This is a genomic window from Aliiglaciecola lipolytica E3, from assembly GCF_000314975.1.
In the GTDB taxonomy this organism is placed as follows: domain Bacteria; phylum Pseudomonadota; class Gammaproteobacteria; order Enterobacterales; family Alteromonadaceae; genus Aliiglaciecola; species Aliiglaciecola lipolytica.
Window position 1 is genome coordinate 32189 of record NZ_BAEN01000046.1, and the last position, 24606, is coordinate 56794.

Here is a 24606-nt window from a genome sequence, read left to right on the forward strand (position 1 = left end):
ATTATGTAGATATTAGAAAAACCAAATACGTGATAGTTAAATAATTCCAATTCTATAGGTCTGTTACGCTCAGTTGTGAAAAAAGGATCGCAACATATCAAAGAGGATTATTCACTGGCCATTTCTGCATCCGGTATGTCTGGATGAATAAGTTGATAATCTGGCTTAGATTTCTTTTGCTGAAGAACAAAATGCTCCATCCAGCGCATCAAACGCATACTATAGTCGAGTTTTGCTGGAGCAAGCGATAACCCATGAGCTTCATTAGGATACAATACTAAACGGACAGGAGCTGACGCATTCGACTTAAAATACCGATATAGTTCTTGAGACTGGCTTGCGGGAACTCTTTTATCCAATGCGCCGTGCAACAGTAATAAAGGGGTGGTGGCACTTTGGGTATGAAAAATTGGGCTTCTTTCCAAATACCAAGTCCAATCTTGCCAAGGCGCAATTATCGCGTGTTGTTTTAACATTTCTGAAGGTATATCGGTAGTACCGAACTTAGAAATCTGATTTGATACCCCCATGCCAGAGACGCTTGCAGCAAAAAAGTTATGTTGTTTGGTCGCTGCCCATGCCGCAGCATAACCACCATATGACGTGCCAGTGATACCCACTTTTTGTGGGTCAATAGCATAATTTTCAATTAAAAATGTGCGTGCGTCCAAAAGATCATTAAATTCAGCTCCAGCATAATCTTTTTGGCCGAGTTTAGAAAAAGCGACCCCTTTACCTGTAGAGCCACGATAATTAGGTAAAAAACTATAAAAGCCTTTGCTCGCGGCATAAGCAATCGGATGTGAGTAGCGGTTATTCCAGCCCAAACTAAAGTGGGATTCTGGTCCGCCATGGACAAAAATAATGGCGGCAGTTGACGCATCTGACTCAATCAAAGGGGGGATTAAAATTCCGTCAATAACCGTCCCATCTCTAGCTGTAAACGACACCTCTTTCTGCTTGGGTAAATCTCGATCTTTCAACCACACGTTGGAGTTCGTCATGCGTTTGTTGCTGTGTTTGGTTTTTAAAAATAGTTCAGCGGGATGTTCAGGAGAGTCAGCGATATAGGCAATATTGTAGCCTTTACCATCAACACTCAAGGCTTTTATATTACCTTTATCTTTTACGCGCACTCGGAAAGGCTCTGAGATATCTTCAATATCTTTGTTGGCGATAAAGGTTTCTAAATTCTGCGTAGCAACAAACCCGATAGAGGAATCGTTAAACCAAGCTATATCAGAAATGTGTCCTTCAAATCCTGCCAATATATTAGTGGCATGCTCTGATGTAATCTGACTTAGCCATAATTGACCATCGGCTGGATCTGATTCATCTTCACCACCGATAAAAGCGTAATAATTTCCGTCAGGAGAAACTTCGATTTTCCCTATTTTTCCTTTATGCGCGTTAGTCAGTACGGTTCGTCCATTTGATTCTAACACCGAGATAGAGCTTTCCATGATGGTGTCATCAGCAATTGCGGAAGGGGAGTGATGCAACACAATTTGGTTAGATTGAGGAACCCATTTTGCGTTCAAAACATGAGTTTCGTTGTAAATTAACTGAGCTTTGTTGGGGGGTGAAAGTAAGTTAAGAAGCCAGAGTTCTGCGCCTTTTTGCGATTCATCTACGACTTCAACATTAAAACCAACGTTCAATAGACGTTTTTGCTGCTCATCAATCGTCGAATAACTCCAGAATACAATGGCATCATTTTGCTGACTTAAATCAAAACCAATAATGTCATGGGCAAAGCCAAATACTTTTTCTGGTTCAGAGTCTGATTCAGTCGCATCAATTCGATATAATGAAATGGCCTTGTCGTTTTGCAGTTTAGCTAAGAAGTATAAGGTTTCGCTATCTGTGGCCCATCTTACATGGCCAAGTAAATGCCCGCCTTGCAGCACAGCAGATATTTTGCCTCTTTTAGAAACCGTATATAGTTCTCGCAAACTGACTAGGTCAATTCCATCATAGCTGTCATCAGGTAAGTTCAAGGTTACAGCGATTGCTCTGCTGTCCGGCGCAAATTGCACCGTTTTAATTTTCCGAATTTGATTAAGATCGTCTAACGTCAATGGCGTTTTTGCGACAACAACCAAAGGAGTTAAGCAAATTAATAGTAATACGATAAACTTTTTCAAGTTGACTCCATCTATCACTGCAAATGCGAACTTCACATTATGTATACAAAATGTTAATAAAATATTAAATTAGTTAACATTGTAGGCAGTGATAAAGGGTTATGTAAATTAAATATCAACAGAATTAGCAAGGAAGCAGGTATTTTATTGTTAGTGGGGGAGTGAAAAAGAATATTTCGAGCTGAATTAGATATGCTTATTGTCGTTAAAAATCTTTGTACTTTTTCTTAAGTGAATCGCGCATATTGTCTAAATAAAAATCTAATTCCTGCTTAGCTTCTTCATAAGCAAGAGTGTGTTCCGCAGAACCAGGGTTATCAAGTAAACGTTTAAACGTGGCGTCTGTTTTATCAAGAAGCTGAGTAAGTTGGCGATTATTGACATCCATTTCGTCTTAGTTCCATTTATCTATTACTAACTAGGCTATATATTGGTCAATGATTCTGGTGAAAGCAAATATTAAATTGAATTCAGGTGTGTTTTTTTGTTTTTACTTGGTTTAACTAGAATGCCTTGAGTACAGCCAGAGCAACAATCGCAAAAAGCACTACCACAGGTGCCTCATTCAAAAATCGATAGAATCGTGCAGAATGTGTATTTTTATCTTGCGCAAAACGTCTCATTAAAACAAATAGATAACCGTGATATACATAAACCAAAGCAACTAAGGTCAGCTTTACATGTAACCATTTAGATGCTGAAAACCAGTCTTTACCGTGCATGTATATGAGCACTACACCAAATATTAAGGTGAGAACAGCAAAGGGAGTCACGAAGAACCATAATTTACGCTCCATGATTTTGAATTGCTCTCGCACTTCATGACTGTTTGTTTGCGCGTGATAAACAAACAGTCTGGGCAAATAAAAAATCCCCGCCATCCAAGCGATCATGAAAAAAATATGCAATGCTTTTATCCAAAAAAATGACATTTTTACCTTCTACTTAAAATTTTTCTTGATGCAAATAACTTCGTAATGTGTTCCAGGTTATTACGCCAATAATACTGGAAGGAACCGTTTCATATACATAGACAGCGCCGTCACGATTCACCTGTAATATTTCATATACCTCAGCAAGAGTAGATTGGCTTGGGACTCCCTCCATATCAAAATAAGCTAAAGGAGCGCTGTTGTGATTCAAACTCAATTCGTATTGTACTAAGGAATATTGCACATCTATTTCGAACGATGAACGTAATACAACAGGATGGTTTGGAGAAGTGTCCAAAAACTCCATAATGTATTTGTCTGGCGCATCTATAAATAGTTTATATTCTGTGTCCATCACGGCAAGCACACCGGTTTTTTGCAGTGCTTCACGAATAGGCGAAATAGTATAAGAGAGCTTTTGATATTCAAGTTGCCGTATGAAAATTGAACGATTGCCTAGCAATTGAGTAGAGGTCACATAAGCCGGCACTATTACAAGCATAGCGGGTAAAATAACCTCTGGATTGTAGGCTAATTCCATTATCGATGATAACGCGGCTAAAGGCGCATGTAATACAGCAGTAAGTAGGCCAGCGATACCTAGTAATGCAAAACTGTTGCTATAGTCGATATTTTCCGCCAAAACAAATCCCAGAGGTATTGCTAATACAGCACCCGCGAGCATACCGATGACATAAACGGGCCCAATTAGACCGCCAGGTACGCCCAAACCTATTGCCACTAGTGCAAGAATAAATTTGGCGACCAGAATTGCGATTAACATGCCTGTCGTTTCCCCACTGACGAATGCGTGAGTTGTGTCTAAACCGGCACTGAGTGATTCTGGTAAAAAATATCCGAAAATGGCAGTAATAACCGCCGCAATCAAAATGCGCCAAATCATTTTTACCGGCCTAAAAAGCCGCATGACATTCATCAATTGATTATTAAATAAGGTAGCAATGAAACCCAAAGTGATACCTAAAACAATTAAGTATGGATAATGCCACTGACTGATATTTTGAAATGACAAAAATGACAATTCATGAACTTGGCCGAAAACTGCTCTAGTCATCAAGGAACCGCAAGCAGCTGCTAACATTACAGGTATAAAAATATGTATTCGATATTCTCGTAAAACCACTTCCATCACAAAGATAACCGCGGCGAAAGGCGTATTAAATGACGCAGAGATGCCCGCAGCTATACCACAACCAGACAAAATTCGTATACTGTTATAAGGTAATTTCAGGCCATGCCCAATAAAGCTACTACCGGCTGCACCTAAATGTACGGATGGTCCTTCTCTGCCCACAACAAAACCACTAGCCAGCGCAACCATCCCACCAAAAAATTGATTAATTGTTGTACGTAGTGGGATATGTCCATAGCGCTGTTTTAAGCGGTGAATAACGAAAGGAATGCCCATTCGATAATGTTTAAAGCCGGTCAGAAAAGCGAATAATATAATTAACAATGCACCTATTATAGGTAAAGCAAAACGCAACATCGGAGGAAGATCAGAGAACTGGTTTAATTCATCTAGAAAAGACAACTGAATCCATTCAACGCATAACCGGAATAATATGATTAAAGAAGCTGCACTCATCCCACCGACTATGCCTAAAATGCAGAGCTGAATTGATGTGCGTGGATTGGCTAATTCCTGTCTAAATGATTTTAATGTCATTATGTATTGGGCTTACACTTTCAATAGGTAATAATGGTGTAGTGTACAATTATTTCATTGCACCCTCAGGCAGCTTTTAGCTTATCACAAGTGCTTGTTAACAATGATAAAATTATTTTAGGAAAAATGAAGTTTTGATACCTGACGAAATTCGTAAAACTTGGGGCGCTTTTAAGTTTTATTCGGTCTTGCTGGCGCTATTGGCCGGTGCGGTTTACTTTGCATTTATGTACGGTAATGATCATTTTGATGTTCAAAAAGCGCAAATAAGTACGTTGGAACATACAATAGAAAATTTGAACGCTGAAAATCAGCGGTTGACTAAACAACTCAATATACTTGGAGTGGAACTTGAAGTTCAAAGGCTGGCAGTAAGAAAATCGCAAAACTTACTTGAAAAAGGCCTCTCAAATGAAGCGAGATTAAAAGAAGAAATACAATTTTATCAGCGGGTTATGGCTCCAGAGTTGGAGCAGGATGGCTTTTTGATCGAAGCGTTTGATATCAAGAAATCTCTGAGTGATCGAGCTTACTGGTTTGAACTAGTACTAATGCAGCAAGATAAAATTAAAAATGTCGTAAAAGGAACCGTCGAGATTAATGTCATCGGAAGCGAAGATGGCAAACCACGCCAATATAAACTCTCAGAGTTGTTGACTGAGGAATCGCCTTCGCTAAGTTTTAGTTTCAAATACTTTCAAACGATTCAGGGAGAGATGATTTTACCGAAAAACTTTTCACCGGAAAAAGTTCAAGTGAAATCCACTATCTTTCAATTTAATAGAAAACGAGGTGAGCTGGAAAAGACCTTTGATTGGAATGCTGAAGTATTACAAACCAGCACAGAATAGTTGATTAGATTACTCAGGTATTAGATAATTGGTATATCAATAGGGTATTTCCCCTGTTAGTTAAGGTAGAGGTAATATATGTCGGTAGAAATGGCGGTGCCAATTGAATTTTCTGAAGCCGCATCCGTAAAGGTTCGTTCGTTGATAGAAGAGGAAGAGAATCCTAATCTTAAACTTCGAGTCTATGTAACCGGAGGGGGTTGCTCTGGGTTTCAGTACGGTTTCACATTCGATGAAAAAGTAAATGAAGGCGATATGACTATTGATAAAAACGAGGTCACGTTAGTTGTTGATCCCATGAGCTTGCAGTATTTAGTGGGCGGGACAGTTGACTATACCGAAGGTTTAGAAGGTTCACGCTTTTTAGTCAATAACCCTAATGCAACTACGACATGTGGGTGTGGTTCATCGTTTAGTGTTTAAATCCATAAAATATTTAATAAGCCAGCATTATGCTGGCTTTTTTGTGTCTACGATACTTTGTACACATTTCGATACGAATTAATGATGGTAGTTCCTGCCGTGACGGAGTACCGTTAATTGCGTATGTCTAGGAGTTAGAATGTCTAAAGTTATAAGTAAAGTTCGACAACAGCCAGCGTGGATTGCACTATTTATTTTTATTTTGCTAACGCTGTGGATTGCATCTGGACATTTATTTGCAGAACAAGCAGAACAGAAAAAAATTGAACCAACAGAGCAATTGACGAAAGTGAAAGTGGAAACTTTTTCGGCAGAATCTGTAAGCCGTGAAATTAACGTGTATGGCCGAACTGAACCAGATCGAATCGCTACTTTGCGCTCGGAGATTAAAGGACAAGTAACTCAGATTCATGTTCAAGAAGGGCATCTGGTTAAACAAGGACAAAAATTACTCACTATTGACAGTAATGATTTAAACGCGCAATTAAACTCAGCCAAATCCATTTTAAAACAGCGTGAGATTGAACTCGGTGCTGCTCAGTCACTGGGTAAAAAAGGGTTCCAATCTCAATCTGCTTTGGCTCAGGCGGAAGCGAATGTAGCATCGGCAAAAGCCGAAATTGAACGATTACAACTAGCCGTGACCAAAACCGTTATCCTTGCGCCATTTGATGGTGTCTTAAATAAACGCGAAGTAGAAATAGGTGATTTGTTAAGAGAGGGAGATACCATAGCCACAGTGGTAGATTTAGATCCATTGATAATCTCTGCAAACGTGACTGAAAGTTGGATTCAAAAACTTTATTTGGGCCAACCAGCAAATGGCCGCTTAACCACTGGACAAACAGCAACCGGGACAATTCGTTATATTTCCAGTATTTCTGATCCAGGCACTAATACTTTTAATCTGGAAGTTGAAGTCGCTAATCCTGAACGAGAATTGTTGGCTGGTATGAGTGCAGAGGTCAGTATTCCACTTAAGCAAGACTGGGCGATTAGAATTTCACCAGCGGTAATGGCATTAGACGAAGCTGGAAACTTAGGTGTAAAAACCGTAGAAGGGGATGTAGTTAAGTTTGTTCCAATTGATATTGTGAAAAGTGATAGTCAAGGTGTGTGGCTAGCGGGACTTGGCGAGAAAGCACGGATTATTACACGTGGACAAGGTTTTGTGCGAGATGGAGACAAAGTCGACGTGGTAGACGATGAAACAGACAAGAAGTAACTAAATTAACGTTTTATGAAAAATATAATCTCCGCTGCAATAGGCCATACCCGCACAGTATTAATGATCTTTGTTTTATTGATCGTCTCAGGTGCTGTGACCTATCTAAATATTCCCAAAGAATCGAATCCTGATGTACCGATCCCATTTATTTATGTGTCAATCGTACATGATGGTATCGCGCCCGAAGATGCAGAACGAATGCTGATTAAACCAATGGAACGAGAGTTACGTTCTATTGAAGGTATTAAGCAAATGAAAGCAACTGCTGGAGAGGGACACGCCAGCATTACGATGGAGTTCATCGCTGGTTTTGACTCCAAAGATGCGTTAGCAGATGTGCGTGATAAAGTCACAGTGGCAAGAGCAAAGTTACCGGATGAGACTGAAGAGCCCACGATCCATGAAGTCACTATGGCGGGGCAGCAAGCAGTTTTGACTGTGGTGTTGTCTGGGCCTGTATCTGAAAGAGCGTTGGTTACAACAGCCCGGGAGTTGAAAAATGGCTTAGAAGGCATTTCTGAAGTTCTGGAAGTCGACATTGGCGGCGATCGAGAAGATTTAGTTGAAATTATTGTCGATCCACTACTGCTAGAATCATATGGCCTTGACCAAAACGACATTTTTAATCTCTTGTCACGGAACAATCGCTTGGTTCCTGCAGGTACTATGGATACCGGCGCGGGCAGCTTTGCTGTCAAAGTACCTTCGGTCTTCGAAAGTGTAAAAGATGTGCTAGAGCAGCCCGTTAAAGTGGATGGAGATAGGGTTATTACGTTTGAAGATGTTGCTCAGGTGCGGCGTTCTTACAAAGATCCTTCAAGTTTCGCGCGTTTAAATTCCCATCCTTCTGTTTCTATAGAAGTGAAAAAACGTCCCGGGGAAAACCTGTTGATCACTGTTGAAAAAGTTAAAGGGTTTGTTGAACAGGCCCAACAATCCTCAATATGGCCAAATAGTGTGACAGTGACCTACACCGGGGATCAGTCAATTGATGTCAATATGATGTTAGGGGATTTACAAAATAATGTCTCTAGCGCTGTCGTGCTAGTCGCCATTGTCATCGTTGCAATTTTGGGGGTAAGAACAGCGATTTTGGTAGGGGTATCCATTCCAGGATCTTTCCTAACTGGAATACTGGTTATCTCCATGTTTGGTTATACATTAAATATGGTGGTGTTATTTTCGCTTATCATGGCTGTAGGAATGCTGGTGGACGGTGCTATCGTTGTCACTGAATATGCAGATAGGTGCATGAGTGAAGGGCAAGATAAAAAATCTGCTTATAAGAACGCAGCACGGCGGATGGCTTGGCCTATTATCGCCTCCACAGCGACCACATTGGCAGCATTTGCACCTTTGATGTTTTGGCCAGGCATGATGGGTGAATTTATGAAATATTTGCCATTCACCTTAATCGCGGTTCTCAGTGCCTCCCTGCTGATGGCTCTTGTTTTTGTGCCGACATTAGGTGCTGTGTTTGGTAAACCTAGATACGTAAGTGAGGCAACTAGACAACAATTAATTCAAGCCGAATCTGGAGATATACACTCCCTGAGTGGATACACCGGACGCTACGTGCGGTTCTTGTCATTGGCGATTGCGAATCCTTTAAAAAGTCTATTAGTTGCAATTGTAATAGGTGTTGTTAGTTTCACAGGGTATTTTTCTTCTGGTTTAGGTGTTGAGTTTTTCCCCCATGTAGATAGTCGCGGAGTAAACGTTACCGTGCGGTCTGCCGGAGATTATTCGGTGTATGAAAAAGACAAAATAATTAAAGAGGTAGAGAGTAAAATTATCGATATGCCGGAAATTGAAACCTTGTATTCTCGCTCGGGGGGGCAGGATCAAATTGGCTATCTACGCATGAATCTAGTGGATTGGCATTTACGCTCTCATTCAGATGACATACTTAAAGAAGTTGAACAACGTATTGGCGATTTGCCTGGCCTTGATGTGGAAATCGCACCTGATCAAGAAGGACCTCAATCGGGAAAAGATCTACAGATTGAAATTTCTTCTAGGTATCCCGAATTGCTCAACGACGCGGCCTTAAAAATTCGCAAAGCGTTAGATGCAAATCCGAAATTCACTTCAATAGGAGATACAGCATCTAAGCCTGGAATTGAATGGCAATTAAAAGTAAACCGCAGTGATGCTGCAAGGTTTGGCGCGGATGCGACGCTGGTGGGAAATACCGTACAATTTGTGACCACTGGTCTGAAAATAGGTGAGTATCGTCCCGATGATGTGGATGATGAATTGGATATTAGAGTAAGATTTCCACGCACTGACAGGTACATTGGTAAACTCGATGAGTTACGCTTGAAGACAGCCTCAGGGTTAGTGCCGATTAGTAATTTTGTCGAGCGCAAAGCCCAGCCAAAAACGGATGTGATTCGTCACGTGGATAGCAAACGTGTGCTGCAAGTTGAAGCGAATATGGTACCTGGGGAATTGCTTAGTATTGCCTTACCCGAGCTCAAAAAGCAATTGCCTACATTGGAGCTTGATCCGCGTGTGGACATCACCATCAAAGGTCAAAATGAACAACAAGAAGAGTCACAAGCCTTTTTGCAAAACGCATTTCTAATTGCTCTTTTTGTCATGGCCATCATTTTGGTCACTCAGTTTAATAGTTTTTATCAAGCATTCTTAATTCTAAGTGCAGTGTTGTTTTCCATTGTGGGAGTATTTCTCGGCTTACTCGTATTTCAAAAACCTTTTGGCATTGTTATGTCAGGGGTCGGCGTCATCGCACTGGCAGGTATAGTTGTTAACAATAATATTGTACTTATCGATACTTATAATATTCTAAAAAGGGAAGGGCTAAATACAACTGAAGCAATACTTCGCACAGGTGCGCAGCGTTTAAGGCCTGTTATGATGACGACTGTTACGACAATTCTGGGGTTATTGCCGATGGTTCTAGAAGTCAATATTGATTTTATTGGACGCAATGTAGATGTTGGTGGACCGTCTACACAATGGTGGTCGCAATTAGCAACGGCAGTTGCTGGTGGATTAGCCTTCGCAACCTTGCTGACTTTAGTGCTTACTCCGTGCTTATTAGCCTTGAAAGATAACTTTCGTTCAAAAGAGCCAAGCAAAGGCGTATAAATTAACTAAGTGAGGCGATGTACCTCACTTAGTTTTTAAGATTAATTTAATTTAGATTGGCTCTTTTTTCTTAGTTCTGAGTCAAATACGTCAGGGAAGACGACAATTCCTTCTTCATCTGGATTTGGAAACACCGCTATATTTACGCCGTCTCCTTCTAACCCACCAGTCCAGCGTTCAAACCAATCTTTCAGTGCGATAGCTTTAGGTGTGCAATTCGCCCAATCACCGGTTGCCCAGTATTCAGCGAATTCTTGAGATGGCCAAACTGGTACGCAATCTTCGTCTTCACTGTTTAGCATTACGCAACCATGTTCGTCGGTGAGGATCCAGATTTTTTGGTGAATGGTTACCTGCGTTAACAAATAAGCATGCCGTTTTTCTGGTGACATTTGAATAACATCGTTAAGTTGAGTAGGCATAATTGTTTCCTTATTGAAGAGCGTATAATTAGATATTTTTCGCAAATAAAAATGAATCTAATCACTTGCTGAGTTCCGCTAGCATAGAGTGTTAAACAACATAAATCTTATATCACTAAATATGTTGTTTGTACGTAATTTTAGTATCGAATTGTCGTTGTTTAAAATTCAATTAGTACGAATATTGTGAAGGCCAAATGAATACTCTAATAAACATTAGCGTCTTTTATGTTTTTGGCCCGCCCCCCAGCCAATGATACCAGCGCCTGCAATTGCCCCTATCCAAGCAAATGGAAGCAATGTTGGCATTATTTCCTTGGCGAATATGATTGTTAACATCGATGATATACATAAAAACCAACCAAACATTTCAAGTTTGCTTAAATATTTGGTTAGAAAATTAGGCTGGTTATCGGACGAAGGCATTTAATCAACTTTGTTGGTTCGCTTTAAGGGGTATATTTTGATCGTTAACGTATCTAGGTGCAATACAAATTTATCATGATTGTTCCAGTTTCAATAAGACGGTTGATTTAGATTTCAATTTCAAGAGTTTGTCGTTAAGGTAAGTGCAGAGCTTTAAAAGTGAGGCAACTGATGAAAACTTTTTTATTATATTTTTTATGCATTTTTTCGATAGCTAGCTGGGCGCAAGATAATGTTAAATATGTTTCTGACAATGGGTTTATTGTAGAAAACAAATTTGAGACTGATGTTGAGGCGGCAAAAGTGTGGGATGCATTGATTAATGATGTAGATCTCTGGTGGCCGAAAAGTCATAGCTGGTGGGGAGAAGAAGGTACTTTTTCTATCGAACCTAAAGCGGGAGGTTGTTTTTGTGAGAACGCTAAAGAACGTTCAGCGGAACATATGCATATTGCATTCGTCGACTCCAATAAACTTTTACGAATGACGGGTGGACTTGGTCCATTGCAAGGCATGGGTATGCATGGCGCGCTTGATTGGCAATTTGAAGAATTAGCGAAAGGAACCCAGGTGACGCTAAGCTATCGTGTGACTGGCATAAATAAGGACGGCTTTAAGCAATTAGCGAAAATTGTAGCAGATGTCCAAAATATTCAGTTGAACAGTTTAAAGCGCTACGTTGAGAGTAACGCTGAATAGTGAAGAAAAGGTATACAAAATAGTTTCTTGGGAAAAAGTGTCTAGCAAAGCTTAAGCGACACAGCAGCTGTTACGCCCCAATTCTTTTGCTTGGTACATAGCACGGTCAGCACGCCCCAACCACTCAAAAGCGGTTTCGTGTGGTTCGTATTTTGCGGTTCCTACTGAAATAGTGACTTTGTGTTTCGCTAACCAGCCTTCTTTTTCTACAGAACTCCGCAGTTCCTCAGCGAGCAGAATTGCGTCTTTTAGGGGGGTGTTTTCTGCAATAATGACAAACTCTTCTCCGCCAAAACGATAAAGCTTGTCCGTGGAACGAATTCGGTTTTTAATTGTGTTGACGAATACTTTAAGAATGTCATCGCCTTTAGCATGGCCAAATTCGTCGTTTACCTTTTTGAAATTATCTAAATCCATTAATATTAGTGACGCTGGAAAATTTTGTTCACGTCTTTGAAATGCAATCACTTCCAACAGTTTTTGTTCCATCGCTCTTCTATTGCCAGCATCGGTTAATGGATCTTTGGTGGCCAACTCGGTTAATTGTAGTTGTTGTTTCCGCATGCGATCGGAAAAAGCATAGCTAAATAAAAGTGTGGCAATCGTAGAAATGTAAAACTCTAAAGTAAGAAACAAAGTAAGCTGTTCGCGCAAAACATAGCCGATCGCGATCAAGATTGAAATGCTGTAAAGTGCGGCAATATTGGCTGGCAATAAGAAAAATATCGCAGTTAAAGCAGGATATATCCACATCAACTGGCCAATGCCTTTCAATAATATTGTGACGAAAACGATAAACATCGAAAGAAATGCCAGAATGCGCGCAGGTAGTTCGGTTTTATGAGTCCGATAGACGTAGATAAATAATGAACCTAAAGCCAAAACTGCAAATAAGTCTAGAAAGGCAACAGCCCAATCAGATTGCATAAAGCGTAGTACAGTAAAAGGCATAACACCTACACTGCTTACTCCACTCAACGTAAGTATTATGGATTCTTCAATGCTGCGCTTACTGGGTTCAGAATGCGTAATCATAATTCATGCATCCTTTATGATGCTTTAATCACTCGTTAATGCTCTGTACGATTTTAATACAGCATAACAAAGTCCCAAGTCAACATATATGCTTAATTATATTACTATGTAAAATCGAAAAGCTTAGTTATTTGCAATACAAAAGGGAGTTGAGCGTGTTTGGTAAAATACCCTTAATAACCTTTAGCCCAATCAATGCGGTATTGCAGGTCTTTACCTTGTTGGAATCGCGAAAAATTACGTAAGAATATTTTGCATATTTCCGAGGGTTGAGAAATTGCCGCTGTGTGTTGCGTAATAAACAGATTATCTAGTTTCCAAAAAGGATGACTTTCGGGTAAGGGTTCTTGTTGAAATACATCTAATACTGCCGCTTTCAATTGATTGTGTTTAAGCGCATCCGCTAAATCTTGTTCATCAATTACTTGTCCTCTGCCAGCATTAATGAGTATGCAATCGGGTTTCAAAAAGGCCAAAAATTGTTTGTCGATAATACGCTCGGTATTTTCAGTGTGAGGAAGCAAAACAACTAAATAATCTAATTTACGTGCGAAGGTTTGATATTGCTCAAATCGATAAAACTCGTCGATAAAGGTTTCATTACGCTGGTTTTGTGCAATTCCTATTACTTTCATACCGAAATGTTTCGCAGTTTTTGCTACTTCACTACCAATTGAGCCTAACCCCAAAATCCCCATGGTCTTATGGTTTAAACTCGTCGGTTCTAGTTGTGTCCATGTTGTTTTTTTCTGCAAATTTTGAAAGTTCTGAATTTGTCGCGAAAAATACAGTAAATAAGCAAAGACATACTCTCGCATCTGGGGGCCAAATACATCTTTAACGCCCGTTAAAATAAAGTCTTGGCGCGACCGACTAAGTAACGGTTTAATGCCTGCCCAAGTAGATTGAACCCATTTTACATTTGGACAAATTTCTAACGCTTCTACACATAGGTTTGGATCACCGAAAATAATGTCAATATTCTGTTCATGACCAGATGATAGATAAGGTTGTGGATACTTCCATATGTTGAGATCTGGAAGATTGGCTTGTTCAATTAGGGTTGAATAAGCATCAGCATCTTTGCTTGCGATCAATAAATTAGTCACCTCAATTCTCCACAGTAAACTTATCTTTCCTAAATTAGCATTCGCATATTGAATAATATTCGGATTAATGTGTTTTATTCCGAATAATATTGTTTATTATTGTTTTTATGGAAATTTAAACCGTCATCCACTATGACTAAAGCAGAGTAATCCAATGAATAATGAACAACAAGTCAGCCAAGCCAAACTACTTTCGCCAAGACGTAATACCAGTGAAGCGTTAAACATCGATGAGCTTGCCCAGGAGCAGCTCGCTCATTTTGGTATCGACGCAGATTCTGAATATGGTAAAGCATTGTTTGACACAGCCAAGCACTTTTATCTTGCTCAAGTAGATGTTAATCGACTTTGGACTATTACCAGTGAGACACTTGACGGGCTAAGTAAAGAAAATAAGCTGGCGTATTTCAACGCGAAAAAGTTTCTTTCATTTCAAATAGCTAAAATATTAGACACCTTGCAAAATCCATTTCGCGCTACATACCAAAGTATGACGCAACAAACAGGTTCGCAGATATCTAAAAGTCATTATCCTCTTTTTGATAATGTCCCCGCGTTATTTTCTGCTACGCCGGTTATCGTGCGTACTGCGACTTATGTCTATGCATGTACAGAGTGGGTTGACGATGCTTTTCATGGAAAAGAGTTTACGCATCAGATTTATTCTCGATTATTAAATCCAACCAATATATCTTTAGCGAATGCCATCGTTGACTTAGAAGCCGGTCCTTACTCAGCAGATTATTTAGCGTGGAATTTCAATTCAGGTATGGCTGCTATTGATGCGCTGCTATCAAATGTACTTTCTCATTCTGATGTACTTATTGTGTCGCGCAATGTTTATGGCGGGGTGTATCAGCTGTTACACGATTATTTTGCTCGTGAAAATAGATTAAATATTCAACTAGAATGGTTTGATGGTTATAGCGCGCAAGAGTTTAGCGACTTTATTCAACAGGTAAAAAGCAAGCACCAATCGAGATTACAAGAAAATCAATTACATGTGTATTTAGAATCTCCATGTAACCCGCATGGCTATGTTTTGGATGTGGCTGGAATATGTGAAATATCTCACGCTGAAAACCATTTGGTGATGTTAGATGCAACATTGGCGACACCGATATTACATCAACCATTGCAGCAAAAAGATAAAGCCAGAAGGCCAGACTATATTGTGCATAGTTATACCAAAGACATTTGTGGTACTGGGGCTACTACTGCCGGCGTGGTAATAGGTGAAGGCTATCGTATGTTTCAGCCAAAAGGAGATTGTGTAAATGACTTTGATTGGTCACGCACTATGTTTTGGGATGTGTACTACATTAAAGGTGCATTTCTAGATTCTGAAAAAGCGTTCGACGTATTAAGCGGAATGAAAACCCTTGAGCAAAGGGTAATGAACAAGGTAATTAATACACAGATATTCAGTCAATTTTTGGCTTCGCATCCAGCATTGAATGTAAATAGTCATGCGTTGTCTGATCATCCCAATGCAGATATTCGTGAAAGCCAAATGCGTCATGGCTGGCCTTGCGCACTATTTACCGTTGATCTTGAAAAAGCTAAATTACCCAGAGCGGCATTTGTGCGCTTTTTTGACGCATTAGAGCCTGCTTTTAGCCATCAAGTGAGTATAGGACAGAGCAATACCATAATATTGTGTCCGGCGTTAACATCTCACTCAGAACTCTCGCAGTTAGAACAACAAAAAGCGGGAATTCACATGACTACCATGCGTATTGCTATGGGGACTGACAACGTTAAGGAGTTAATGGCACATTTCATCAACAGTGCTAGGCTACATATCGACCCGTATGTTTCAGATTTCAGTCAGAAGTTTATGAGTCCAGAGCAGATTGATAAACTCTATATGGAGATTAGTATGCAGGTATGTATGCAGCACTATAGCTCTGGAGCAAAAATGGAATCGCTAGTGTATCAAGAAGCTTCAATCGAAAATAAAAAAGCATCGTAACAAATTTGCACACTAGTGAAGTTGAGTTCGCTAGTGTGCTTTTTAGATGCACGAATCTAGTTTATTGAAAGTTAGGTAAAGTGTGGCTAACTTGGTGTTCATAAACTAACGCGGTTTCAACATGATTTACTTCAGGTCTAGCGGTTATCGCGTTAAACACAAAATCACGAAGGTGAATTGAATCACCCACAGTAACATGAACGAAAAAATCGTTCTCACCCCCCATATGAAATATGTTCATCACTTCTGGTAAGGGCAGTAGCGACATTTGAAAGTTATCTACGGTTGCACGATTGTGATCTTTTAAACGCACTGAAATCATAGCTTGAATATGACCACCTAAAGAATTTAAATTGACCCGCATACTCAAGCCTTCAATTATTCCGTCCGATTGCAAACGCTTAATTCTTTCTAAACTAGAGGAGGGGGCAAGTTTCACTTTCGCCGCAATATCTTTATTACTTAAACTCGGATCTTCATACATAGCTGCTAAAATTTGCAAGTCTGTTTTATCTAAAGTGCGTTGAAGGTTTTTCACGTTTTTAATTCTATTTCGTTTATAAGTTAATAAGTGTTAGCGATATTTAGTTGGCTGGGTATAAGCCGCCTAATATCGCATATCGATTAGCACCGGTAACCGAAGGGATATTTCCAGGTATTTCCGATTTATATGCGTAGGCTAACCATGCGAAGGCAATTGCTTCTAAGCTGTCGGAAGATATCCCTAATACGTCCGTGGTGAATAAATTACATTCAACTAGTTCATTCTCTAAACATTCCATTAGGAAATCATTTCGTGCCCCACCACCACACACAAAAACTTCGTCTACATCATCAAGCTGGTTGATTTGTTGAGCTATTGAACAACAGGTTAACATTGCAAGTGTCGTTTGCACGCATTCATTGGAATCTGTTTTGGGATGATTTTCTAAAAGTTGTTCCAGCCATTGTAGATGAAAGGTTTCTCTGCCTGTACTTTTCGGTGCGGGTAAAGCAAAGAAGGGGTCGCTTAATAGTTTTTTGAGTAGCTGTGCGTCAGGGCTTCCTTTTGCCGCCCAAGCGCCATTGACATCGAAAGGTTGTTTTAAGTGTTTCTGACACCACGCGTCCATCAAAGTATTTCCAGGACCCGTATCAAAACCTAATACCGGCTTTGATGCGTCGCTAGGAATGTAAGTGATATTGGCAATACCACCGATATTTAAAATAACTCTAGAATGATGGGAATGGCGAAATACCGCTTGGTGAAACGCAGGAGCAAGAGGTGCACCTTGACCACCTAAAGCGATATCTTTGCGTCTGAAATCGGCAATTACGTCTATACCTGTTAATACGGCAATTGAATTAGGATCGCCGATTTGCATGGTAAACCCTTTGTATCCATCTGGATGATGTCGAATCGTCTGTCCATGGGAGCCGATGGCACATATATCGGTTGGATTTAACGAATTTTTATGCAGCATGTCATTGACCGCAGAAGCAAAAACCGCGGCGACTTCTCGATCTGCATGTCCCATGCTTACCAGTTCATTAGTGGCAGGCGCACATAATGAATTCAGTTTTTGGACTAATGCCGCAGGATATTCATAGGTTTTAAAATCTAAAATACTGGGGGTAATTTTTGAAAAGTCCACAATCGCCACATCAACACCATCCATACTGGTGCCAGACATCAATCCTATATACAGGTTTGACATAGTGCTCCTATTGCTAGCGGTTCATTGCAAGCATAATCCGTTTTGTATTGTTTAATTGGCTCACACGCTTTTCTGCTATTTTCGCAAAAATAGGGGCGTCCGACTTTGCTATCGGCAGTGCTTTAGGCAATGAAACAGTGCGCGGGTTTCTATGTACACCGTCAACCAAAAATTCGTAATGTAAATGTGGGCCTGAAGCTAATCCAGTCGCACCTACATAACCTATAACTTGTCCTTGTTTAACAGATTGGCCAAGTTTGACTGCGCGTTTAGTAAAGTGCAGATATTTAGTTACATATTTTTCACCATGTTGGATGAATACATGGTTTCCATTGTATTTGTCATAAGTAGAACGGATAACTTTACCGTCTCCGGCAGCAATGACAGGGGTGCCCTTATCGGCGGCGTAATCTACGCCTCGGTGGGCTTTCCAACGTTTCTGAACCGGATGGAAACGTCTTTTCTTAAAGCTCGAACTTATGTATTTGAAATTTACAGGAGCACGCAAAAAACTCTTGCGCATGCTACGTCCCTCGGGAGTGTAGTAATTCCCATCGTCGTACAAAATCGCCGTAAATGCTTCTCCTTGATTGATGAACTCGGCTGCGACTATTTTGCCACTTTCAACAAATTCACCATCGATAAAATGTTCTTCAAACACAACATTGAAACTGTCTCCTTCGCGCAGTTCTAGTGCAAAATCGATATCCCAACCAAAAATACCGGCCAGACTCATGATATGTTTTTCCGACAAATTCGCTTTAACTGCGGCATTCCAGAAGCTATTTGTAATTTCGCCCTGAGCATAATTATATCGGGTATCTAGTTGTTTCGTGTCGACTCTACTCGCAAAGTTTTTTGCTGCCTGACGTTCGATAAACAATGTTTCAGTTGAAGACAACTCATAACGCAATGATTCGAGTTTACCTTGTTCGTCTACAAGTAATTGAAGATGATCACCAGGACGCATTTTTAATAGTCTTTTGGCGTCTTTCCCCGCACCGCTAACGTAATAGGTCTCTTGGGGAGTTAATTTTGCGCGCTTGAAGATTTTAGCTAAATTGTCACCACTGACCACAGTGTAAGTTTGCCACTGCAAGGGTTCGTCATCTAACGCTTGGACTAGTTCTTCTTGTGAATTAATCGTCAGTGGCACGTCATAGCGCTTGCCAATTTCTAGAATGACACTGTTTTTTGAAGCTTTAGCCGACTCGGTTGGAATAAATAACAACAGAAGAAAAAATAATGCAAAGCCTGACAATAGGGCTTTATGTTTAGCTGGTAAGCGTTTTAAAGTTCTTTGTACCACGTAACGAAAATCTCTGATTAGTTTGCTAAGTTGAGAATATAACGATTTGCGCTAATTTTCTAGATGCAGGTTAAAAAATAACCAGTTGAGTTAGTATACAACAGCTTACATGATTATATAAAAATATACAGAATTCCTTTCACAATCGACTCTGCACGGGTAAAATGCGCGGCTGTTAAAAAATTAAAACTGTGAAAACTGAGGTAGTAAAATGACAAATTGGCAGGACGCAATCCGTGAGATTAAGCGCGGTGCGGACGAAATTTTGATTGAAGAAGAGCTCATTGCCAAGCTAAAAGAGGGAAAACCCTTAAAAATTAAAGCTGGCTTTGATCCTACCGCCCCTGATTTGCACCTAGGTCACACAGTACTAATTAATAAACTTAGAACTTTTCAGACACTTGGTCATGAAGTGATTTTTTTGATCGGCGACTTTACCGGCATGATTGGTGACCCTACGGGTAAAAATGTCACCAGAAAGCCTTTAAGCCGAGAAGACATAATCGCCAATGCTGAAACGTACAAAGAGCAAGTATTTAAAATTCTCGATCCTGAAAAAACTACCGTACGTTTTAACTCAGAGTGGATGGACACCTTAGGTGCGGCAGGACTCATTAAATTAGCGGCAAGACAAACGGTTGCACGTATGTTGGAACGTGACGACTTTAAAAAGCGTTATAACAACGGACAAGTGATCGCGATTCATGAGTTCCTTTATCCTTTAGTGCAAGGCTGGGATTCGGTGGCGTTGCAGTCTGATGTTGAATTAGGGGGAACTGATCAGCGCTTTAATTTATTGATGGGACGAGAATTACAAAAATCGGAAGGACAATCCCAGCAAACAGTGTTGATGATGCCGTTACTTGAAGGATTAGATGGCGTCCAGAAAATGTCTAAGTCTCTTGGCAATTACATTGGCATTACCGATGCGCCAAACGATATGTTCGGTAAAATCATGTCCATTTCTGATGAGCTTATGTGGCGTTATTTTGATTTACTTAGCTTCCGTCCAATTGCTGAAATAACGCAACTTAAGGAATCGGTTGATAACGGCACAAATCCGCGAGATGTTAAAATCGAACTAGCAAAAGAGATTATTGCGCGTTTTCATTCACAGCAAGCCGCAGAAGGAGCACATCAGGATTTTATTCAGCGTTTCCAGAAAAATGCGATTCCTGATGATATTCCCGAGATAGAAGTGGAAGCGAATGGCGAAGGGATGCCGATTGCCAATTTATTGAAAGAAGCTAATTTAGTGGGTTCAACTTCTGAAGCTATGCGCATGATTAAACAAGGTGCTGTTAAAATTGATGGCGAGAAAGTCGAAGATACGCGATTGCATCTAGCAAGTGAAAGCCAAGCTGTTTATCAAGTAGGAAAACGTAAGTTCGCCAAAATAACACTAAGCTAATTTAGCTTTTAGATTACATTAACTCGTAATTTCCGGCCAATTTGTTAAATAAGATTTTGATGGGGCAGTGATTATCACTGCCCCATTTTTTTTTAATCTCGTAAAGAGGCCAGAGTATAATAGGCACTAAGTCCAACCCGTCTGAAACGAGAAAACGGAAACTTGCGAAGAGGCGATTGCCAAAAAGGCAAATCTGGAAGTAACTCCGGCTCATACATACTCTGTGCTAAACGTTTTCCTGCTAACGATGAAAAAGCTAAACCTGAACCACAATATCCCATAGAATAGTAGACAGTTTTATCTTTATTGTGATGGATTCTGGGGTAATTGTCATAGGTAGCGCTAACCCATCCACTCCAAAAATAATCAATTTCAATCCCATTCAAAATTGGAAACGTTTGTTTGAGGCCTTCTGTTAAGCGTTTTTTATGTTTAGGGTTATCTGCCTTTTTGCCACTAATTGCGCCGCGACCACCAAATAGGATCCTATTGTCTGGCAAAAGTCGGTAATAATATTTCATTCTGCGAGTATCCATGGCCATGAGACCCGCTTTTATTTGAATACTCTCTAGCTCTTCACTACTTAAAGGTCGTGTAACTATAATGCTCGACAGTACAGGGAAATGGCAGTTGTTCACTAATGAGTGCATTTTTTTGCCTGTGTAACCATTGGAGGCTATGATCACTTTTTCTGCTGTTACTCGGCCATTTTGTGTATACAAACATTGGTGATTACTTTTACTCTGCCAATTTATAACCGGTGAATTCGAAAAGGTTTTCACCCCCGCTTCTGTGGCCATTTGATAATAACCCAACACTAATTTCATCGGATTTACGGCAAAGCTTTTATCGAAGTATATTCCACCATACATATTGGCACTTTTGAGAAACGATCGACTCACATCTTTACTACAAACAAAACTGACTGACTCGCCATAACGTTCGTTTAATTTTTCAGCCTGCTCTCGTAGCCCTGCTACTTTCGCTCGCTTATGGGCAAGCTTGAGATAACCTCCTGGTGTTTTATCACAATCAATTTGGCCTTTTTCGATGAAGTCGTTGACACAATCTATGGATTCCATGTATTCCTGAAAAACACCATAGGCTTTAGCTTCCCCCCATTTGACCTCCATATCTGTTAGCGACAGTCTGCCAGTACCGGGAAGTACAAATCCGGCATTGCGGCCACTACAGCCCCAACCAGGGTCATTCGCTTCAAGGACCACTACAGATTTACCGTATTGTTTAGCTAAATGATATGCACAAGAAAGGCCTGTGTAGCCTGCGCCAATAATGGCTACGTCTGCTTGAATGTCATTGACTAGTGACGTTGTCTCGGGAAATGTTGTGATACTTCTGGCCCAATATGAGTCAGGATATTGTTGCCAAGATTGAGGATAGGGCTCAACGATAGGGTCATACATATTTTACTAGGCCTATAAACGTAGTTGAGTTTTATACGGTTCGAGCGATTTTTATGAATATCACATAAGCAACTTATTGTTGGCAGCCCATTATGAAAAACGCTCCAAAAGATAAAATTATTAGAATTTCAAAAGCATTTCAGCTGCGACACATTCACAAATATCAGGGCATACCGGACAACAATACCCTTCATGTACACTCATGGCTCGCCACTTCTCTGGGTGTTCTTTTACTAACTCACCGCCACATTTTGAAAAATACTGAAATGCACTATTTCCGGGACTGGCTAGCCAGATATGTGCCAGACCGGCTAATGCACCTTGTTGACTCGCTTTTTGAATTGATAGTTGCAGTAGTTTTGATCCGACACCTTCCCCACGGTAAGCGCTATCAACGGTGTTGCATTTAAAGTAACAAACCTGATGCTCTGGGATATTCCATTTTTCTGGAGTACACCATTTGTCTGGGGTCCACTTTGTAGCAGCAATTGTCAGTCTAAATCCAATTAATTTGTCTCCAATTAGTGACACGTAACTGGCGTTAATATCATCCTTAAAGGACTTTTTATAGAGTGATTCTATACCTTTAGCATCAAGGTAATTATCCCCATGAACTTGATTTCCAAGGGTTATGATGCGTTCAAAGTGAGATGGGGACAGTTGTGAAAATTCGATTTCCTGTCTATTCGGCGGTTGCATGAGATTGCTCAATATCGTTCAACACACTGTTGATAAATGAAATGCACTGTTGTTGATTTTCGAAAATTCTGTCGTTTAAGGAAGCTGGATTGTTGGCTTTCTCTCGCATTTGACGTAACTGTTCAATTGACAGTGCCGTACCTACACAATAAGCATCTACCACACAGCCTGCTTGTTCAGAACATAGATGGGCAAGTCGAATGATATCTATTGCTTCAGCTGTATACGCCTGACAGTTAGTTAGATCGCCAATATAACCAAAATACTTATCTGGGACAGACTTTACGATTTCAGCAACATCTTTATTGTATCGCGTAGCAAGCTCTACACCAATAACCCCATTGACTACAGCTACCAGTATCCTGTCACTATAAGTCAAGGTGTAGTTAGCGAACTTGTCCTTTCCTTGGTATACCGTCTTCATTTTCAAATTGATTGATAAGTATTATGTAATATGAATATAGCATTTAGTTCTTTATAGTAAAAAAACTAAATTGCATAAACGAGATTTTAGGGTGTAATAACTGGCTGTTATTAACTGTCGCAAATAACAGCCAGTGTATTGGAGGCTTAGAGCCTTAGTAATAAAAAACTAGTAGCGATATGAGTCTGATTTGAATGGGCCTTCAACAGCGACGTGAATATAATCTGCTTGTTGCTGTGTCAATTTAGTGATCACACCACCAAATCCTTCTACCATGTATCTCGCCACTTCTTCATCGAGATGTTTGGGCAATACTTCAACTCGCAACGCTTCGGCTTGCTTCGCGCTATCAAGATTTGCATAGCCTTGTTCGAATAAAAGAATTTGTGCTAATACCTGATTTGCAAATGAACCATCCATGATTCGCGAAGGATGTCCGGTCGCATTGCCTAAGTTAACCAATCTGCCCTCTGATAAAAGTAATAAATGATCTTGTTCATCGTCACTTCGGAACACTTTATGGACCTGCGGTTTGATTTCGTCCCAACGCCAGTTTTTACGCATAAAAGCAGTATCGATTTCATTGTCGAAATGGCCAATATTACACACCACAGCCCCTGGCTTTAATGACTTCAAAATGTTTGCGTCGCAAACATTTACATTTCCCGTAGTGGTAACTACCAGATCAATGTTGTCCAGAAGCTGACTATTGATATCTTCTATTTTGCCGGTATTGTTGCCATCGATATAAGGAGAAACTAATTCAAACCCATCCATACAGGCTTGCATCGCGCAAATGGGATCAATCTCAGATATACGCACAATCATTCCTTCTTGGCGAAGAGATTGTGCAGAGCCTTTGCCGACATCACCATAACCAATTACTAATGCTTTTTTTCCTGCCATCAAATGATCGATGGCACGCTTGATAGCATCGTTCAAACTATGTCGGCAACCGTATTTATTATCATTCTTAGATTTAGTCACAGAATCATTCACGTTAATTGCTGGTACTTTTAGCGTACCCGCTTCTAACATTTCAAGTAAACGGTGAACACCGGTTGTAGTTTCTTCTGTAATGCCGTGCACGTTTTCTAGTACTTGAGGATATTTGTCGTGTAGCATTTGGGTTAAATCGCCGCCATCGTCCAAAACCATGTTGGCTTTCCATGGCTCGCCATCTTTTAAAATGGTTTGTTCAAGACACCATTCATACTCTTCTTCGGTTTCGCCTTTCCATGCATAGACAGGTACACCTGCGGCAACAATTGCTGCGGCCGCCTGATCTTGAGTTGAGAAGATATTACAAGAAGACCATCGTACATTAGCACCTAGGTCGACTAAGGTTTCGATTAATACGCCGGTTTGGATTGTCATATGAATACAACCGAGGATATTAGCTCCTTTCAACGGTTGCGAGGCGCGATATTTTTCACGAATTTTCATCAACGCAGGCATTTCGCTTTCAGCAATGGTTAATTCTTTTCGACCCCATTCCGCTAGATTAATATCTGCGACTTTATAATCGCCGGTGGCCATGACATGATTTTCTTGATTCATAAAAAATTCCGATTTTACGTAAGTGAGA

21 protein-coding genes are annotated in these 24606 nt (G+C 40.3%); 7 read left to right on the top strand and 14 right to left on the bottom strand.

Going from position 1 to position 24606, the window contains the following annotated elements; translation table 11 throughout:
* Positions 1-107: 107 nt before the first annotated feature.
* From GLIP_RS11725 to GLIP_RS11740, 4 genes are all read right to left on the bottom strand, one after another.
* Positions 108-2147 (bottom strand): alpha/beta hydrolase family protein, encoded by a 2040-nt coding sequence (locus tag GLIP_RS11725; protein ID WP_008844846.1) that lies wholly within the window; start codon positions 2145-2147, stop codon positions 108-110.
* A gap of 205 nt (positions 2148-2352) precedes the next feature.
* Positions 2353-2535, bottom strand: coding sequence for a hypothetical protein (locus tag GLIP_RS11730; protein ID WP_008844847.1), 183 nt, complete (start codon positions 2533-2535; stop codon positions 2353-2355).
* Between the two features lie 115 nt (positions 2536-2650).
* Complete coding sequence (gene hemJ, locus GLIP_RS11735; protein WP_008844848.1) at positions 2651-3079, bottom strand: protoporphyrinogen oxidase HemJ; 429 nt, start codon at positions 3077-3079, stop codon at positions 2651-2653.
* A 13-nt stretch (positions 3080-3092) separates the two neighbouring features.
* The gene (locus GLIP_RS11740; protein ID WP_008844849.1) at positions 3093-4769 is read right to left on the bottom strand and encodes a chloride channel protein; all 1677 of its coding nucleotides are present in this window, start codon (positions 4767-4769) and stop codon (positions 3093-3095) included.
* A 134-nt stretch (positions 4770-4903) separates the two neighbouring features.
* Between GLIP_RS11740 and GLIP_RS11745 the strand changes: the two genes are divergently transcribed.
* The 4 genes from GLIP_RS11745 (at position 4904) to GLIP_RS11760 (ending at position 10388) form a co-directional block, all read left to right on the top strand.
* Positions 4904-5620, top strand: coding sequence for a DUF6776 family protein (locus GLIP_RS11745; protein WP_008844850.1), 717 nt, complete (start codon positions 4904-4906; stop codon positions 5618-5620).
* 78 nt (positions 5621-5698) lie between these two features.
* The gene (erpA, locus tag GLIP_RS11750; RefSeq protein ID WP_008844851.1) at positions 5699-6043 is read left to right on the top strand and encodes an iron-sulfur cluster insertion protein ErpA; all 345 of its coding nucleotides are present in this window, start codon (positions 5699-5701) and stop codon (positions 6041-6043) included.
* Positions 6044-6182: 139 nt separating this feature from the next.
* Positions 6183-7268 carry an efflux RND transporter periplasmic adaptor subunit gene (locus tag GLIP_RS11755; RefSeq protein ID WP_008844852.1) on the top strand — a complete coding sequence of 362 codons (1086 nt, stop codon included), beginning with the start codon at positions 6183-6185 and terminating at the stop codon, positions 7266-7268.
* 15 nt (positions 7269-7283) lie between these two features.
* On the top strand, positions 7284-10388 hold the full coding sequence (locus tag GLIP_RS11760) for an efflux RND transporter permease subunit (RefSeq protein ID WP_008844853.1): 3105 nt from the start codon (positions 7284-7286) through the stop codon (positions 10386-10388).
* A 41-nt stretch (positions 10389-10429) separates the two neighbouring features.
* On the opposite strand, the gene GLIP_RS11765 is transcribed toward GLIP_RS11760, so the two are convergent.
* Positions 10430-10810: a DUF2750 domain-containing protein gene (locus tag GLIP_RS11765; RefSeq protein ID WP_008844854.1), complete on the bottom strand. Its 381-nt coding sequence runs from the start codon at positions 10808-10810 to the stop codon at positions 10430-10432.
* A gap of 597 nt (positions 10811-11407) precedes the next feature.
* On the opposite strand from GLIP_RS11765, the gene GLIP_RS11775 reads away from it, so the two are divergent.
* Positions 11408-11935 carry an SRPBCC family protein gene (locus tag GLIP_RS11775; RefSeq protein ID WP_008844856.1) on the top strand — a complete coding sequence of 176 codons (528 nt, stop codon included), beginning with the start codon at positions 11408-11410 and terminating at the stop codon, positions 11933-11935.
* A 51-nt stretch (positions 11936-11986) separates the two neighbouring features.
* Here the strand turns inward: GLIP_RS11775 and GLIP_RS11780 are convergent, their stop codons facing one another.
* On the bottom strand, positions 11987-12970 hold the full coding sequence (locus tag GLIP_RS11780) for a GGDEF domain-containing protein (protein ID WP_008844857.1): 984 nt from the start codon (positions 12968-12970) through the stop codon (positions 11987-11989).
* 173 nt (positions 12971-13143) lie between these two features.
* Complete coding sequence (locus GLIP_RS11785; protein ID WP_008844858.1) at positions 13144-14079, bottom strand: D-2-hydroxyacid dehydrogenase; 936 nt, start codon at positions 14077-14079, stop codon at positions 13144-13146.
* Positions 14080-14233: 154 nt separating this feature from the next.
* Here GLIP_RS11785 and GLIP_RS11790 point away from each other — a divergent pair, with 154 nt between their 5' ends.
* On the top strand, positions 14234-16054 hold the full coding sequence (locus GLIP_RS11790; RefSeq protein ID WP_008844859.1) for a trans-sulfuration enzyme family protein: 1821 nt from the start codon (positions 14234-14236) through the stop codon (positions 16052-16054).
* Between the two features lie 61 nt (positions 16055-16115).
* Here the strand turns inward: GLIP_RS11790 and GLIP_RS11795 are convergent, their stop codons facing one another.
* The 3 genes from GLIP_RS11795 to GLIP_RS11805 are packed head-to-tail and all read right to left on the bottom strand — an operon-like array spanning position 16116 to position 19060.
* The gene (locus GLIP_RS11795; RefSeq protein WP_008844860.1) at positions 16116-16592 is read right to left on the bottom strand and encodes an Lrp/AsnC family transcriptional regulator; all 477 of its coding nucleotides are present in this window, start codon (positions 16590-16592) and stop codon (positions 16116-16118) included.
* Between the two features lie 46 nt (positions 16593-16638).
* On the bottom strand, positions 16639-17751 hold the full coding sequence (locus GLIP_RS11800) for an anhydro-N-acetylmuramic acid kinase (protein ID WP_008844861.1): 1113 nt from the start codon (positions 17749-17751) through the stop codon (positions 16639-16641).
* Between the two features lie 13 nt (positions 17752-17764).
* A complete protein-coding gene (locus tag GLIP_RS11805) occupies positions 17765-19060 on the bottom strand; it encodes a peptidoglycan DD-metalloendopeptidase family protein (protein ID WP_008844862.1) in 1296 nt (431 codons plus the stop codon).
* A 211-nt stretch (positions 19061-19271) separates the two neighbouring features.
* Between GLIP_RS11805 and tyrS the strand changes: the two genes are divergently transcribed.
* Positions 19272-20471 (top strand): tyrosine--tRNA ligase, encoded by a 1200-nt coding sequence (tyrS, locus tag GLIP_RS11810; protein WP_008844863.1) that lies wholly within the window; start codon positions 19272-19274, stop codon positions 20469-20471.
* Between the two features lie 92 nt (positions 20472-20563).
* On the opposite strand, the gene GLIP_RS11815 is transcribed toward tyrS, so the two are convergent.
* From GLIP_RS11815 to ahcY, 4 genes are all read right to left on the bottom strand, one after another.
* Positions 20564-21895, bottom strand: coding sequence for an NAD(P)/FAD-dependent oxidoreductase (locus tag GLIP_RS11815; RefSeq protein WP_008844864.1), 1332 nt, complete (start codon positions 21893-21895; stop codon positions 20564-20566).
* 120 nt (positions 21896-22015) lie between these two features.
* Positions 22016-22594 (bottom strand): GNAT family N-acetyltransferase, encoded by a 579-nt coding sequence (locus tag GLIP_RS11820; protein ID WP_008844865.1) that lies wholly within the window; start codon positions 22592-22594, stop codon positions 22016-22018.
* A complete protein-coding gene (locus tag GLIP_RS11825) occupies positions 22578-23018 on the bottom strand; it encodes a hypothetical protein (RefSeq protein ID WP_008844866.1) in 441 nt (146 codons plus the stop codon). Before GLIP_RS11825 ends, GLIP_RS11820 begins: the two co-directional genes overlap by 17 nt.
* A 168-nt stretch (positions 23019-23186) precedes the next feature.
* Positions 23187-24578 (bottom strand): adenosylhomocysteinase, encoded by a 1392-nt coding sequence (ahcY, locus tag GLIP_RS11830; protein WP_008844867.1) that lies wholly within the window; start codon positions 24576-24578, stop codon positions 23187-23189.
* Between the last annotated feature and the right edge of the window lie 28 nt (positions 24579-24606).

Bases quoted from the DNA above. Each gene is read 5' to 3' on its own strand.
- GLIP_RS11730 (WP_008844847.1), bottom strand. From the start codon at position 2,535: ATGGATGTCAATAATCGCCAACTTACTCAGCTTCTTGATAAAACAGAC.
- hemJ (WP_008844848.1), bottom strand. From the start codon at position 3,079: ATGTCATTTTTTTGGATAAAAGCATTGCATATTTTTTTCATGATCGCT.
- GLIP_RS11740 (WP_008844849.1), bottom strand. From the start codon at position 4,769: ATGACATTAAAATCATTTAGACAGGAATTAGCCAATCCACGCACATCA.
- erpA (WP_008844851.1), top strand. From the start codon at position 5,699: ATGTCGGTAGAAATGGCGGTGCCAATTGAATTTTCTGAAGCCGCATCC.
- GLIP_RS11755 (WP_008844852.1), top strand. From the start codon at position 6,183: ATGTCTAAAGTTATAAGTAAAGTTCGACAACAGCCAGCGTGGATTGCA.
- GLIP_RS11760 (WP_008844853.1), top strand. From the start codon at position 7,284: ATGAAAAATATAATCTCCGCTGCAATAGGCCATACCCGCACAGTATTA.
- GLIP_RS11765 (WP_008844854.1), bottom strand. From the start codon at position 10,810: ATGCCTACTCAACTTAACGATGTTATTCAAATGTCACCAGAAAAACGG.
- GLIP_RS11775 (WP_008844856.1), top strand. From the start codon at position 11,408: ATGAAAACTTTTTTATTATATTTTTTATGCATTTTTTCGATAGCTAGC.
- GLIP_RS11780 (WP_008844857.1), bottom strand. From the start codon at position 12,970: ATGATTACGCATTCTGAACCCAGTAAGCGCAGCATTGAAGAATCCATA.
- GLIP_RS11790 (WP_008844859.1), top strand. From the start codon at position 14,234: ATGAATAATGAACAACAAGTCAGCCAAGCCAAACTACTTTCGCCAAGA.
- GLIP_RS11800 (WP_008844861.1), bottom strand. From the start codon at position 17,751: ATGTCAAACCTGTATATAGGATTGATGTCTGGCACCAGTATGGATGGT.
- tyrS (WP_008844863.1), top strand. From the start codon at position 19,272: ATGACAAATTGGCAGGACGCAATCCGTGAGATTAAGCGCGGTGCGGAC.
- GLIP_RS11815 (WP_008844864.1), bottom strand. From the start codon at position 21,895: ATGTATGACCCTATCGTTGAGCCCTATCCTCAATCTTGGCAACAATAT.
- GLIP_RS11820 (WP_008844865.1), bottom strand. From the start codon at position 22,594: ATGCAACCGCCGAATAGACAGGAAATCGAATTTTCACAACTGTCCCCA.
- GLIP_RS11825 (WP_008844866.1), bottom strand. From the start codon at position 23,018: ATGAAGACGGTATACCAAGGAAAGGACAAGTTCGCTAACTACACCTTG.
- ahcY (WP_008844867.1), bottom strand. From the start codon at position 24,578: ATGAATCAAGAAAATCATGTCATGGCCACCGGCGATTATAAAGTCGCA.